Source organism: Klebsiella sp. Q11 (genome assembly GCF_964241505.1).
Lineage (GTDB): Bacteria > Pseudomonadota > Gammaproteobacteria > Enterobacterales > Enterobacteriaceae > Klebsiella > Klebsiella michiganensis.
On record NZ_CAXSXW010000002.1, the window covers coordinates 78,242 to 91,388 of the forward strand.

Here is a 13,147-nt window from a genome sequence, read left to right on the forward strand (position 1 = left end):
TGACGGGAGGTTTACCGTCCTTTTGCCAGATACTGCGCCATCTCCTCTTCCGGCACCATGCCGCCGCCGGTTGCCCACACAAGGTGGGTCGCATTGCGCATCTGCCCGGCGGTGAAACCGTGCATCTGCTGATACGCCTGGCTGGCGCAGACCCGCTGCGGCCCGGCCATGCCGGCCAGCGCGGACGGCTCCAGGCGAATACCTTCTTCCTCGGCTAACCAACCCAGCATGTCGTACATTGTCTGGTCATCAAGAGAGTAGAACCCATCCAGCAGGCGCTCCATTGCCCTGCCAACGAAACCGGAAGCGCGGCCTACCGCCAGACCGTCCGCGGCGGTCAGATTATCAATTCCCAGATCCTGAACCGAAATCTGGTCATGCAGGCCGGTATAAACCCCCAGCAGCATGCAAGGGGAGTGGGTCGGTTCGGCGAAGAAGCAGTGGACGTTATCGCCAAACGCCAGCTTCAGGCCAAACGCCACGCCGCCGGGGCCGCCGCCAACGCCGCACGGCAGATAAACAAACAGCGGATGACTGGCGTCCACCACGCGCCCTTCGCGGGCAAACTGCGCTTTTAGCCGCTCGCCGGCCACGGAGTAGCCGAGGAACAGGGTGCGCGAGTTCTCATCATCGATAAAGAAGCAGTTCGGGTCGGACTCGGCGGCTTTACGCCCCTGCTCAACCGCCACGCCGTAATCCTCTTCATACTCCACCACCGTCACGCCGTGGCTGCGCAGTTTGGCCTTTTTCCACGCTCTGGCGTCGGCGGACATATGGACCGTCACCTTGAAGCCGATGCGCGCGCTCATTATGCCAATCGACATCCCCAGGTTGCCGGTGGAGCCAACGGCGATGCTGTACTGGCTGAAGAACGTCCTGAACTCGGGGGTCAGCAGCTTGCGGTAGTCGTCGGCTGTGTTTAACAATCCCGCGTCGATCGCCAGTTTTTCCGCGTGGGTCAGGACTTCATAAATGCCGCCGCGGGCCTTAATCGAGCCGGAAATCGGCAGGTGGCTGTCTTTCTTCAGCAGCAGATCGCCAGCAATGGGCTGACGAAAGGTTTTTTCCAGCCGGGCCTTCATTGCCGGGATGGCCACCAGCTCGGATTCGATAATACCGCCGGTGGCGGCGGTTTCCGGAAAGGCTTCCGCCAGATAGGGCGCAAAACGATCGAGGCGGGCGTGGGCGTCCTGAACGTCTTCTGTCGTCAGGCCAACGTAGGGTAACCCCTCCGCCAGCGACGTCGTTGACGGGTTAAACCAGGTGGTTTCTTTCAGGGCTATCAGCTCCTCCAGTAGAGGAAACTGGGCGAGTAAAGTGGTCATGTCAGCGTTTTTCATATTACGTCTCTTTGCGCTCAGATGATGAAAGAAAGCAGGAATGTACCGGCCAGTGCAAGCAGCGAAGCGATAAAGGTCGCCGTGGTGTAGTATTTGAACGTTTCGTTAAGGCTTGCCCCGCAGTACTGCTTAACCAGCCAGAACAGGGAATCCGTCACGATAGTGCAGCCAATCGCGCCGGAGCCGATGGCGATAGCGATGATTTCCGGGCTCACGCCGGGATAGAGCGGCAGCATCGGCGCGACGATGGCGGTTGCGCCCATCATGGCGACGGTGGCGGAACCGACGGCGGCATGCAGAATCAGCGCCACCAGCCAGGCCAGCAGAATCGGGTGCATATCGAGGTTCGACAGAATCACCGCCAGCGTATCGGCCAGGCCGCTGGTTTTCAGAATGGCGTTAAAGGCCCCGCCTGCGCCGATAATCAGCAGGATATTGGCGATAGAACCGAAACAGTTTTCCGTATGCGTCAGCAGGGTGCTCATGCCCATATTCTGGCGGATACCCAGCACGTAGTAGGCCACAAAGACGGCGATAAACATGGCGGTGATCGGGTTGCCGATAAACTCCAGCAGCATATACAGCGTGCCGCCTTTGGTCATATTCAGTTCGGCGATGGTTTTGACCAGCATCAGGCCGATCGGCAGCAGCACCGTAAACAGCGTGGCGCCCAGCGACGGCAGGGTCTCTTCTTTGCGTACTTCGAGGTTGGCAAACTCAGCCGGCACCGCTTTAAACGGCAGGCGGTTGCCGAGCAGCCGCAGGAACAGCGGGCCGCCGACCAGCGAAGCCAGCAGGCCCACCAGCAGACCGTAAACGATCACCGTTCCGATATCCGCGCCCAGCTTGTTGGCGACGAACAGCGCAGCCGGATGCGGCGGCACCACGCAGTGCACCGCCATCAGCGCCGTACACAGCGGGATGGCCAGCTTCAGCAGCGACGTGTTGGTCTTTTTGGCAATGGAAAACGCCAGCGGAATCAGCAGCACCACGCCCACTTCAACGAACAGGGTGATCCCGCAAATCAGGCCCACCAGCACCATTATGACGTCAGCGGACAGCCAGCGGCAGCGCTGGAGCGTCAGGCCGATACGTTCCGCTGCGCCGGAGACCTCCATCATTTTGCCGAGAATCGTTCCCAGCCCAATCACCGCCGCAAGGAAGCCCAGCGTGCCGCCAATCCCGCTCTCAATGGCGTTAACCATATCCAGCGGGCTCATGCCCATCATGGCGCCGACGAAAAAGCTTGCCAGCAGTAGCGCCAGAAACGGGTGAAACTTCAGTTTGACGATAGTTAATACAATCAACACGATGCTGATCAGCAGCGTGCTCACAACCCAGATCTGAGATTCCATACCCCACCTCGCCTGTGAATAATCTATGGGTATTGAACAGAAAAACGGCACGCGCTGACAAACGATATAAACGGCCCTTCAGGTGAATCAGATTGAATCAAAAAGGTGATTTTGCTCTAAAGTTGTCTGTTATGTGTGCTATGCATCACTTTTATTCATCTTTAACGCGCAGCTGGCGCGAAAAATTTCTTACACTCGGCGGGGAATAGTGAAGGAGTAAGAGATGGAGACGCTAAAAGAGTTAGGCACTCGCCTGCTTAACGGCTGGCAGCTATCGAAGCTGTATACCTTTGAAGTCGCCGCCCGGCATGAGTCGTTTGCGCTGGCGGCGGAGGAGCTGTCGCTGACGCCCAGCGCGGTGAGCCACCGTATCAATCAGCTGGAAGAAGAGCTGGGGATCCAGCTGTTTGTGCGCTCGCACCGCAAAGTAGAGCTGACGCATGAAGGTAAGCGGGTGTTCTGGGCGCTGAAGTCCTCGCTGGATAGCCTGAACCAGGAAATTCTGGATATTAAAAACCAGGAGCTGTCGGGGACGTTAACGGTCTATTCGCGCCCGTCCATCGCCCAGTGCTGGCTGGTTCCCGCGCTCGGCGATTTTACCCGCCGCTATCCGTCGATCTCGCTTACCGTGCTGACCGGCAACGATAACGTCAATATGCAGCGCGCGGGCATCGATCTGGCAATCTACTTCGATGATGCGCCTTCCTCGCAGCTGAGCCACCATTTTCTGATGGATGAGGCCATCGTACCGGTCTGCACGGCGGATTACGCGCGCCAGCATCAGCTACAGCAGAACCCCGGCAATCTTCGTCACTGTACGCTGCTGCACGATCGTCAGGCGTGGAGCAACGATTCCGGCACCGATGAGTGGTTCAGCTGGGCGCAGAAATTTTGCGTAGATTTGCCGCAATCGTCGGGTATTGGCTTCGATCGTTCGGATTTAGCGGTGATTGCCGCGATGAATCACGTTGGCGTGGCGATGGGGCGTAAGCGGCTGGTGCAAAAGCGCCTGGAGAGCGGCGAGCTGATCGCACCGTTCGGCGAGATGACCCTGAAGTGCCATCAGCACTACTACGTGACGACCCTGCCGGGCCGCCAGTGGCCGAAAATTGACGCCTTTATCCACTGGTTGCAGAGTCAGGCGCAATTATGATGACCGGCTTAGTTTCATCCCGGCTTGCGCTGCGCTTAGCCGGGCTACGGGTTCATCGGCGTCCGTCATTTTGTAGCCCGGGTAAGACGCCCCGCGTCGCGACCCGGGGAACCCGCAAAGAAGCCTTAAACCGGCTGCTGGTGTTGATGAAAGCGCGACGCCAGCGGTAGCCAGCACAGCAGAATCAGCAATCCCATCAGCATCATCAGCAGGCCGAGGCTGCCCTGACCGGTTTGCGGCATCATCGCCGACAGCCACGCCAGCACGCCGGAACCGATATTCTGCAGCCCGCCCACCAGCGCCCCGGCGGTGCCGGCGAGGAACGGGAAGGGCTCCATCGCGCCGCTGGTCGCCAGCGGGAACAGCATCCCCGCGCCAAAAAAGAACAGCGCGGCGGGAACCAGTAGGGTCCAGACGGTCATCACGCCCAGCAGGCCAGGGATCCACATCAGTACCCCCGCCAGCAGGCAGCAAATCACCGACTGCCACATCAGCGTCGGGAAGCGTTTGTTCGGCCGGCCGGCAAACCAGGCGCCAAAGAACGCCGCCGGGATCGGCAGAATAAACAGAATGCTGACCGACATACTGCTCAGACCCAGTACCGCGCCCATCAGCACGCCGGAACAGGCTTCGAACACGGCAATGCCCGCCAGGCCGCCGATCAGCATCAGCAGATAGCAGTTGAACGCGCCGGTACCGAACAGCGTTTTATAGTTGGTGATGAGCCGGGTACGCGGCGCGCCGGTGGGCCGGGTTTCCGGCATCCAGCGCGCCATGCTGAAGGTGACGCCGGCGCAAAGTACCAGCAGAAATACGAAGCAGGCCCGCCAGTTCCATAAGGTATCGAGAATGCCGCCAATCAGCGGCGCGAGCAGCGGGCTAACCAGAATCCCCATATTCAGCAGGCTATTGGCGTGCCTGAGCTGCGCCCCTTCATACAGATCGCGCGGCAGGGTTCGCGCCATCACGCCGCCGACGCCGGTACCCATCCCCTGCATTGCGCTGGCGGCAATCAGCACCGGCAGGCTATGGGTGGTAATGGCAACCAGCGTCGCCAGCATAAAAATGGACATTCCCACCAGGATCACCGGGCGGCGGCCAACGCGATCGGAGAGCGGGCCGTAGAAAAGCTGCGAGACGCCGTAGGTCAGCAGATAAGCGGCCATCACGCTCTGCACCGCGCCTTCGCGAACGTTGAGCGATATCGCCATATCGGCAATCGCCGGAATATAAATGGTCTGCGCCATCTGGCCTACGGCCACCAGCAGCACCAGCATCAACAACAAATTGAAGTTCTTATGCCGTTTCATGTCGATGAATACTTTGTATAAAGTTGAAGATGAAGAATATGTGACTGGCACACCCGCTAAACGATGGAGGAATCTACCACATAAAAATGACAGAACAACCCTGTAAGGGGGGATTGTCGGGGATGTTCAGGCAGGTTTTGTAAACGAAAGTCGGCAACTAATGTTGCCATGTGTGGATTAAGACAGCCGCAGCAGAATCGCCCCGGCGGCAATGCCGCAGGCGGCGGCGATGCGCAATGGAACTACCTTCTCTTTCAACAGGATAAACGCGATAACTGCGCCAAAAAGAATCGAGGTTTCGCGCAGGGCGGCCACCACCGCCAGCGGTGCCTGGGTCATTGCCCACAGCGCCAGGCCATAGGAGCCCATGGTACCGACGCCGCCGACCATGCCTTTCTTCCAGTGCTGGCGCAGATAGCGGCTGGCCTGCGGGCGTCGGGCAATCATCGCCCAGCCCAGCAGACAGAAGCCGTTCATAAAAAAGGTCCACAGGGTATAGCCCAGCGCGGTTTCTGAAAGCCGCACACCGGTTCCGTCAACCAGCGTGTAGCCCGCAATGAAGCAGGCGTTGATCAGCGCCAGTACGATACCCTGGCTCGAACTGGCGCGCCCGTTAAAGGCCATCGCCAGAATCGCCAGGCAGATGACGCCGATGCCCAGCCACGCCAGCGGGGAGAGAGTGTCGCCAAGAAAGGCGACGCTGATTATCGCCACCAGTAGCGGGGCGGTCCCGCGCATCAGCGGATAGGTCTGGCTCATATCCGAGACCTGATAGGTTTTTGCCACCAGCACCGTATACACCACCTGTAGCGCGCAGGAGACGGCGAGAAACGGCACGCTGGCGAGCGAGGGTTGGGGGGCAAAAGGGAGCAGAACCAGGGCGATGAGCGAGGCAGAGCCGCTAACGCCTACCGCTGCGTACATTTTATCGCCGCTGGCTTTAACGATAGCGTTCCAGCTGGCGTGAAGCAGGGCGGCGAACAGCAAAATACAGAATACGGTAATGGTCATTGCGGCCTGGCGCTGGGGAATAAATCGTCAACGGACTGTAACATGCGCACTCTTCAGCAGCCAGCGGCGGCTAGAGCGAACAGAACAGACGATGGGTGACCCGGGGTTCATCATATATCGGGCGAAATCCCAGATTTTCATAAAATGACCAGGCCGTTGACGGCGCATGGGTGTTGAGAAAATCAAAGCTGCTGCCGGAGTGGGTGATAACCGAGACCAGCAGCTGATGCCCGATCCCCTGCCGACGATGGCGCTCGGCGATATACAAATGGCGGATGCGACCAGCCCGCGGCTGCTGGCTAAAAGGATCGATGTTAAGCCCGCACACGCCGACCAGCTGCCCGTGCGCAAAAGCCCCCAGCAGCTTTTCTCCCGGCGCGTTAAAACGGTTTTCCCCGTTCTGCCAGTTCTCCGCCAGGCGACGCAGCATGTTCAGGTTTTGCGCCAGGCTTTCGGCGCGGAGTGCCGAAAAACCGGGTTCGTCCGGGGTGATAGCGGCGATCAACAACGGTGCCATAATTTTTCTCCGTCAGGTTAGCCTGTAGAGGGGCGGTTTCCCGCCCCTCTCAGGTGCGACTTGAACCTGAATCAGCGGAACTGCTTCAGGACTGCATCAAGTAGTTGCAACACGGCAACCATGAGTTTCAGGATCAGAACAACGATATCCACTCCGCCCATACGCGTCTCCTCTGGTTCAGGAGCACAACCGGCTGGCGTACCTTTCCGCCGCCTGTTGCCAGCCAGGGTATACCCGTCATATTCAGGCGCCACCTGCCGGTGGCGGACTCAATAATTCGGGGTATTTGTTGACGTAACACAGTGTGCTCTTCTGGGGTTAAGGCGCTGACGGCACCACCCGTTTCAGCCAGGACTTTTTTGCGCCGGTAAAAGTGCGGCCCCAGATTCCCCCTGCGTACCCCCTCAGTATAGAATGAATACTGTATATATGAACAGTATTTTTTGGACAAATTTGTATACGCGATCCATACTCTAAATCAGCAAAAACCATCGTGAAAATTGCGCCTTCTTCCCCGATCGCGTATACTTTTTTCGTTGACGTAATACAGTGTGCTTGCGGCTACCAACCGTAAAAACACCGAACAGAAAACCTCGCCGCGGCGGGGTTTTTTGTTTTTATCCCGCCGCAAATTAATGTGATCTTCCGCGCAGTTTCTCCTGGTTGAAAATAAATCCATTGTGGAATGACAAAAGCTGTGTTTGTATAAATTCATTCCCTTTTTTGAGACAACAGGTCCCTCATGAACGCTACCACGCTGACTTCGACCCTACTACTAACCGCGCCTGCCGCGGTGGTCGTCGTGTCTGTGGTGGTCGTCGTCGGCAACGCGCCGTAGGGTCCGGAACAACACGAATTCCAAACCCCGCCGGCGCAAACCGAGCGGGGTTTTTCGTTTCATGCCCCCCGGTAAGTCGGCCCAGAATAAAAGGACTGGAGCATGGCAAGTTCGGGCACAACATCACAAAAAATGCGCTTCACTGGCGCACAGTTAGTCGTTCATTTACTGGAGCGTCAGGGGATCACCACGGTCAGCGGCATTCCGGGCGGCTCCATCCTTCCCATTTACGATGCGTTAAGCCAAAGCACGCAGATCCGCCATATTCTGGCGCGTCACGAGCAGGGCGCGGGGTTTATTGCCCAGGGCATGGCGCGCACCGAGGGCAAACCGGCGGTGTGTATGGCCTGTAGCGGCCCGGGAGCCACTAACCTGATCACCGCTATCGCCGACGCCCGTCTGGATTCGATTCCGCTGGTGTGCATGACCGGCCAGGTTCCGGCCTCAATGATCGGCACCGACGCTTTCCAGGAAGTCGACACCTACGGTATCTCTATCCCCATCACGAAACATAACTATCTGGTACGCAACATTGCTGAGCTGCCGCAGGTGATAAGCGACGCGTTTCGCATCGCGCAGTCCGGGCGACCAGGGCCGGTGTGGATAGATATTCCTAAGGATGTTCAGGCCGCGACCATTGAGCTCGACGCCCTGCCGGAACCCGGCGCCCGCATGGCAGCCCCGGAATTCGATAGCGCCAGCGTGCGTGAAGCGGCGGCGATGATTAACGCCGCGCAGCGTCCGGTGCTCTATCTGGGTGGTGGGGTCATCAACGCCCCTGAGCCCATTCGCCAGCTGGCGGAGAAAGCCAACCTGCCAACCACCCAGACCCTGATGGCGCTGGGGATGCTGCCGAAAGCGCATCCGCTGTCGCTGGGCATGCTGGGGATGCACGGCGCGCGCAGTACCAATTTTATTTTGCAAGAGGCTGATTTATTGGTTGTTTTAGGCGCGCGTTTTGATGACCGGGCGATTGGTAAAACCGAGCAGTTCTGCCCGAACGCGAAAATTATCCACGTTGATATCGACCGCTCTGAGCTGGGTAAAATCAAACAGCCGCACGTAGCGATTCAGGGCGATGTTGGCGAAGTGCTGGCGCAGCTGATCCCGCAGGTCGAGGCGCAGCCGCGCAGCGAATGGCTGCAGCTGGTGGCCGATCTGCAGCGGGAGTTCCCCTGCACCATTCCGCAGGAGCAAGACCCGCTTACCCACTATGGCCTGATTAACGCCGTTGCCGCCTGCGTTGACGATGAGGCAATCGTGACCACCGACGTCGGCCAGCACCAGATGTGGGTCGCACAGGCGTATCCGCTCAACCGCCCGCGCCAGTGGCTGACCTCCGGCGGCCTCGGCACCATGGGCTTTGGTCTGCCTGCCGCGGTAGGCGCGGCGCTGGCTAACCCGCAGCGCAAGGTCATCTGCTTCTCCGGCGACGGCAGCCTGATGATGAACATTCAGGAAATGGCTACCGCGGCGGAAAATCAGCTGGACGTAAAAATCATCCTGATGAATAACGAAGCGCTGGGGCTGGTTCACCAGCAGCAGAGCCTGTTCTATAAGCAGGGCGTGTTCGCCGCGACCTATCCTGGCATGGTCAACTTTATGCAGATCGCCGCCGGTTTTGGTCTGCAAACCTGTGATTTAAATAACGAAGCCGATCCGCAGGCGGCGCTGCAGGCGATTATCGACCGCCCGGGTCCGGCGCTGATCCACGTGCGTATCGATGCCGAAGAAAAAGTGTATCCGATGGTACCGCCGGGTGCGGCCAATACTGAAATGGTGGGGGAATAAGCCATGCAACAAGCGACTCATGAAAACGTTATTCTACAGCTCACCGTGCGCAACCACCCTGGCGTGATGACCCACGTTTGCGGCCTGTTTGCCCGCCGCGCATTTAACGTGGAAGGCATTCTTTGTCTGCCGATCCCGGACAGCAACCAGAGCCGCATCTGGCTACTGGTCAACGACGATCAGCGCCTCGGGCAGATGATTAGCCAGATCGAAAAGCTGGAAGACGTTGAGAAGGTGGTGCGCAATCAGTCCGATCCCTCCATGTTCAGCAAAATTGCGGTGTTCTTCGAATAATCGCTCGCGGCTTGAACCGCTGCGCGCTTATCGTTAAGGTAAGCGCGTTTTTTATCCTCCCCAGGAATCGCCATGACCACAATCGCCCTTATTGACGATCATCTTATCGTCCGCTCCGGCTTTGCCCAGCTGCTGGGGCTGGAAGCCGATTTTCAGGTCGTCGCCGAATTTGGTTCCGGTCGCGAAGCGCTGGCGGGGCTGCCCGGCCGCGGCGTGCAGGTCTGTATCTGCGATATCTCGATGCCGGATATCTCCGGGCTTGAGCTGTTAAGCCAGCTACCGAAAGGGATGGCGATCGTGATGCTGTCGGTGCACGACAGCCCGGCGCTGGTGGAGCAGGCGCTGAACGCCGGCGCGCGCGGCTTTCTCTCCAAGCGCTGCAGCCCGGATGAGCTGATCGCCGCCGTCCGCACCGTGGCGGCCGGCGGCTGCTACCTGACGCCGGATATCGCCATGAAGCTGGCGGCCGGGCGACGGGATCCGCTCACCAAACGCGAACGCGAGGTGGCGGAAAAGCTGGCGCAGGGGATGGCGGTAAAAGAGATTGCCGCCGAGCTGGGCCTGTCGCCAAAAACCGTGCACGTTCATCGCGCTAATCTGCTGGAAAAGCTGGGCGTCAGCAACGACGTCGAGCTGGCGCGCCGCATGTTCGATAGCTGGCAATGAACGCCTTTCTCTCCCGGCTGCTCTCGGTTATCGGCTGTTGCTTTATCTTTTCCGCCGCGTGGTTTTGCCTGTGGAGCATCAGCCTGCACCTGGTGGAGCGTGCCGATCTTGCGGTGCTGCTTTTCCCCTTTGGCCTGCGTCTTGGCCTGATGCTGCAGTGTCCGCGCGGCTACTGGCCGGTTCTGCTGGGCGCTGAGTGGCTGCTGATCTTCTGGCTGACGCAGGAAGTGGCGCTGGCGCACCCGATAATATTGATGACCGGAAGTCTGTTGACCCTGCTGCCGGTGGCGCTGATTTCGCGCTATCGTCAGCAGCGCGACTGGCTCACCCTGCTGCGCCAGGGAGGGGCGCTGATCGCCGCTGCGCTGCTCCAGTCGCTGCCGTGGCTGCCGGAAGGCAAGGAGGGGCTGAACGCGCTGCTGCTGACCCTGACCGGCGGCCTGACGCTGGCGCCTACCTGCCTGGTTATCTGGCACTACCTTACCAGTACCGTCTGGCGGCCGCTGGGGCCATCGCTGGTCTCGCAGCCGGTAAACTGGCGCGGGCGGCATCTTATCTGGTATCTGCTGCTGTTCAGCGTCAGCCTCTGGCTCCAGCTGGGGCTGCCCGCCGAGCTCTCGCGATTTACGCCCTTCTGCCTGGCGCTGCCGATTATCGCCCTGGCCTGGCACTACGGCTGGCAGGGCGCGCTGATCGCGACCCTGATGAACGCCATCGCGCTGATTGCCAGCCAGAGCTGGCACGATCATCCGGTGGATTTGCTGCTTTCGCTGCTGGCGCAAAGCCTGACGGGCCTGCTGCTGGGCGCTGGCATTCAGCGGCTGCGCGAGCTGAATCAGTCGCTGCAAAACGAGCTGGTGCGTAACCAGCGGCTGGCGGAACGCCTGCTGGAAACCGAAGAGAGCGTGCGCCGCGAGGTGGCCCGCGAGCTGCACGATGATATCGGCCAGACCATCACCGCCATCCGTACTCAGGCGGGGATCGTCCAGCGTCTGGCGCCCAACAGCGCCAGCGTCAGGCAGAGCGGCCAGCTGATTGAGCAGCTTTCGCTCGGCGTCTATGATTCGGTACGCCGCCTGCTGGGCCGCCTGCGCCCGCGCCAGCTGGACGACCTGACGCTTGAACAGGCGGTGCGTTCGCTGATGCGCGAAATGGAGCTGGAGGACCGCGGTATGGTCAGCCATCTGGCGTGGCGCATTGATGAGTCGCTGCTGAGCGAAAACCAGCGCGTCACCCTGTTCCGCGTCTGCCAGGAAGGGCTGAATAATATCGTCAAACACGCCAGCGCCAGCGCCGTCACGCTGCAGGGCTGGCAGCAGGAGCAGCGGCTGATGCTGGTGCTGGAGGATGACGGCTGCGGCCTGCCGCCGGGCTCCGGTCAGCAGGGCTTCGGCCTGACCGGCATGCGCGAGCGCGTCAGCGCGCTGGGCGGCACCTTAACCATCTCCTGCACCCACGGCACCCGCGTTTGCGTCAGCCTGCCGCTGCGCTACGCCTGAGGAGCGACGATGTTTGCCTTTTTGAAATCCCCGCCCGCTGCTCCGCCGATTACCAACAAACCGGCGCTGGACGCGCGCTACCGCTACTGGCGTCGGCATATTCTGCTGACCATCTGGCTGGGCTATGCGCTGTTTTATTTTACGCGTAAAAGCTTTAACGCCGCCGTGCCGGAAATCCTCGCCAGCAACGTGCTGACGCGCAGCGATATCGGCCTGCTGGCAACGCTGTTCTACATCACCTACGGGCTGTCGAAATTTTTCTCCGGTATCGTCAGCGACCGTTCTAACGCCCGCTATTTTATGGGCATTGGTCTGGTCGCTACCGGCGTGGTGAATATTCTGTTTGGCTTTTCCACTTCGCTGTGGGCCTTCGCGCTGCTGTGGGCGCTGAACGCCTTCTTCCAGGGCTGGGGCTCGCCGGTGTGCGCCCGTCTGCTGACGACCTGGTATTCGCGTACCGAACGCGGCGGCTGGTGGGCGCTGTGGAATACGGCGCATAACGTCGGCGGGGCGCTGATCCCGATGGTGGTTGGCGCGGCGGCGCTGCACTACGGCTGGCGAACGGGGATGATGATTGCCGGCATGCTGGCGATCCTCGCCGGACTGTTTCTCTGCTGGCGGCTGCGCGACCGGCCGCAGGCGGTAGGGCTGCCCGCCGTGGGCGACTGGCGGCACGATGAGCTGGAGATTGCCCAGCAGCAGGAAGGGGCTGGCCTGACCCGCAAAGAGATCCTCACCAAATACGTGCTGCTGAATCCCTATATCTGGCTGCTCTCGCTGTGCTACGTGCTGGTGTACGTGGTGCGCGCGGCGATTAACGACTGGGGCAACCTGTATATGTCGGAAACGCTCGGCGTCGATCTGGTCACGGCGAATTCGGCGGTCACCATGTTCGAGGTGGGCGGCTTTATCGGCGCGCTGGTGGCGGGCTGGGGCTCGGATAAACTGTTTAACGGCAACCGCGGGCCGATGAACCTGATTTTCGCCGCCGGTATTTTGCTGTCGGTGGGCGGCCTCTGGCTGATGCCGTTCGCCAGCTACGTGATGCAGGCGGCCTGCTTCTTCACGACCGGCTTTTTCGTTTTTGGCCCACAGATGCTGATCGGCATGGCGGCGGCGGAGTGCTCGCACAAAGAGGCGGCGGGGGCGGCAACCGGCTTTGTTGGCCTGTTTGCCTATCTTGGCGCATCGCTCTCCGGCTGGCCGCTGGCGCAGGTGATGGAAATCTGGCACTGGAGCGGCTTTTTCGTGGTTATCGCCATTGCCGCCGGCATTTCCGCCCTGCTGCTGCTGCCGTTTTTAAACGCTCAGGCGCCGCGAGAAGCGTGACCCACTTCACCTTTCTTCGCCGAATGGCGTAAAACTAAGAAATT

At 59.9% G+C, this 13,147-nt stretch carries 13 protein-coding genes; 7 read left to right on the plus strand and 6 right to left on the minus strand.

Translation table 11 applies throughout. The features are described from left to right. Window positions 1-11: 11 nt before the first annotated feature. Both dsdA and dsdX read right to left on the minus strand, forming a co-directional pair. Entirely contained in the window at window positions 12-1,340 is a 1,329-nt protein-coding gene (dsdA, locus tag ACESQ2_RS02775; protein ID WP_014227321.1) for a D-serine ammonia-lyase, read from the minus strand. Window positions 1,341-1,357: 17 nt separating this feature from the next. Further along, entirely contained in the window at window positions 1,358-2,695 is a 1,338-nt protein-coding gene (dsdX, locus tag ACESQ2_RS02780) for a D-serine transporter DsdX (RefSeq protein WP_004116631.1), read from the minus strand. 223 nt (window positions 2,696-2,918) lie between these two features. On the opposite strand from dsdX, the gene dsdC reads away from it, so the two are divergent. Next, entirely contained in the window at window positions 2,919-3,848 is a 930-nt protein-coding gene (dsdC, locus tag ACESQ2_RS02785) for a DNA-binding transcriptional regulator DsdC (RefSeq protein WP_032751820.1), read from the plus strand. A 125-nt stretch (window positions 3,849-3,973) separates the two neighbouring features. Here dsdC and emrD read toward each other — a convergent pair whose 3' ends face one another. From emrD to tisB, 4 genes are all read right to left on the minus strand, one after another. Further along, window positions 3,974-5,158, minus strand: a complete 1,185-nt coding sequence (emrD, locus tag ACESQ2_RS02790) for a multidrug efflux MFS transporter EmrD (RefSeq protein ID WP_004855651.1) — start codon at window positions 5,156-5,158, stop codon at window positions 3,974-3,976. Between the two features lie 177 nt (window positions 5,159-5,335). Further along, on the minus strand, window positions 5,336-6,169 hold the full coding sequence (locus ACESQ2_RS02795; RefSeq protein ID WP_373170147.1) for an EamA family transporter: 834 nt from the start codon (window positions 6,167-6,169) through the stop codon (window positions 5,336-5,338). A gap of 70 nt (window positions 6,170-6,239) precedes the next feature. Continuing rightward, window positions 6,240-6,686 (minus strand): GNAT family N-acetyltransferase, encoded by a 447-nt coding sequence (locus ACESQ2_RS02800; protein ID WP_004855646.1) that lies wholly within the window; start codon window positions 6,684-6,686, stop codon window positions 6,240-6,242. 71 nt (window positions 6,687-6,757) lie between these two features. Continuing rightward, window positions 6,758-6,847 carry a type I toxin-antitoxin system toxin TisB gene (gene tisB / locus ACESQ2_RS02805; protein WP_004107126.1) on the minus strand — a complete coding sequence of 30 codons (90 nt, stop codon included), beginning with the start codon at window positions 6,845-6,847 and terminating at the stop codon, window positions 6,758-6,760. A 581-nt stretch (window positions 6,848-7,428) separates the two neighbouring features. Here tisB and ivbL point away from each other — a divergent pair. The 6 genes from ivbL (at window position 7,429) to ACESQ2_RS02835 (ending at window position 13,103) form a co-directional block, all read left to right on the plus strand. Beyond that, on the plus strand, window positions 7,429-7,524 hold the full coding sequence (gene ivbL / locus ACESQ2_RS02810; RefSeq protein WP_004107123.1) for an ilvB operon leader peptide IvbL: 96 nt from the start codon (window positions 7,429-7,431) through the stop codon (window positions 7,522-7,524). A 102-nt stretch (window positions 7,525-7,626) separates the two neighbouring features. Next, window positions 7,627-9,315, plus strand: coding sequence for an acetolactate synthase large subunit (ilvB, locus tag ACESQ2_RS02815; protein WP_373170148.1), 1,689 nt, complete (start codon window positions 7,627-7,629; stop codon window positions 9,313-9,315). Between the two features lie 3 nt (window positions 9,316-9,318). Continuing rightward, complete coding sequence (ilvN, locus tag ACESQ2_RS02820) at window positions 9,319-9,609, plus strand: acetolactate synthase small subunit (RefSeq protein WP_004855635.1); 291 nt, start codon at window positions 9,319-9,321, stop codon at window positions 9,607-9,609. Window positions 9,610-9,681: 72 nt separating this feature from the next. Then, complete coding sequence (uhpA, locus tag ACESQ2_RS02825; protein WP_004107112.1) at window positions 9,682-10,275, plus strand: transcriptional regulator UhpA; 594 nt, start codon at window positions 9,682-9,684, stop codon at window positions 10,273-10,275. Between the two features lie 17 nt (window positions 10,276-10,292). Further along, window positions 10,293-11,774 carry a signal transduction histidine-protein kinase/phosphatase UhpB gene (gene uhpB / locus ACESQ2_RS02830; protein ID WP_162557350.1) on the plus strand — a complete coding sequence of 494 codons (1,482 nt, stop codon included), beginning with the start codon at window positions 10,293-10,295 and terminating at the stop codon, window positions 11,772-11,774. A gap of 9 nt (window positions 11,775-11,783) precedes the next feature. Further along, window positions 11,784-13,103, plus strand: a complete 1,320-nt coding sequence (locus tag ACESQ2_RS02835) for an MFS transporter (protein WP_046877110.1) — start codon at window positions 11,784-11,786, stop codon at window positions 13,101-13,103. The last annotated feature ends 44 nt before the right edge of the window (window positions 13,104-13,147 follow it).

What these genes read in the sequence shown, in the direction of transcription:
- dsdC (WP_032751820.1), top strand. Translation starts at nt 2,919, where the DNA reads ATGGAGACGCTAAAAGAGTTAGGCACTCGCCTGCTTAACGGCTGGCAG.
- ilvN (WP_004855635.1), top strand. Translation starts at nt 9,319, where the DNA reads ATGCAACAAGCGACTCATGAAAACGTTATTCTACAGCTCACCGTGCGC.
- ACESQ2_RS02835 (WP_046877110.1), top strand. Translation starts at nt 11,784, where the DNA reads ATGTTTGCCTTTTTGAAATCCCCGCCCGCTGCTCCGCCGATTACCAAC.
- ACESQ2_RS02800 (WP_004855646.1), bottom strand. Translation starts at nt 6,686, where the DNA reads ATGGCACCGTTGTTGATCGCCGCTATCACCCCGGACGAACCCGGTTTT.
- dsdX (WP_004116631.1), bottom strand. Translation starts at nt 2,695, where the DNA reads ATGGAATCTCAGATCTGGGTTGTGAGCACGCTGCTGATCAGCATCGTG.
- dsdA (WP_014227321.1), bottom strand. Translation starts at nt 1,340, where the DNA reads ATGAAAAACGCTGACATGACCACTTTACTCGCCCAGTTTCCTCTACTG.
- uhpA (WP_004107112.1), top strand. Translation starts at nt 9,682, where the DNA reads ATGACCACAATCGCCCTTATTGACGATCATCTTATCGTCCGCTCCGGC.
- tisB (WP_004107126.1), bottom strand. Translation starts at nt 6,847, where the DNA reads ATGGGCGGAGTGGATATCGTTGTTCTGATCCTGAAACTCATGGTTGCC.
- emrD (WP_004855651.1), bottom strand. Translation starts at nt 5,158, where the DNA reads ATGAAACGGCATAAGAACTTCAATTTGTTGTTGATGCTGGTGCTGCTG.
- ACESQ2_RS02795 (WP_373170147.1), bottom strand. Translation starts at nt 6,169, where the DNA reads ATGACCATTACCGTATTCTGTATTTTGCTGTTCGCCGCCCTGCTTCAC.
- ilvB (WP_373170148.1), top strand. Translation starts at nt 7,627, where the DNA reads ATGGCAAGTTCGGGCACAACATCACAAAAAATGCGCTTCACTGGCGCA.
- ivbL (WP_004107123.1), top strand. Translation starts at nt 7,429, where the DNA reads ATGAACGCTACCACGCTGACTTCGACCCTACTACTAACCGCGCCTGCC.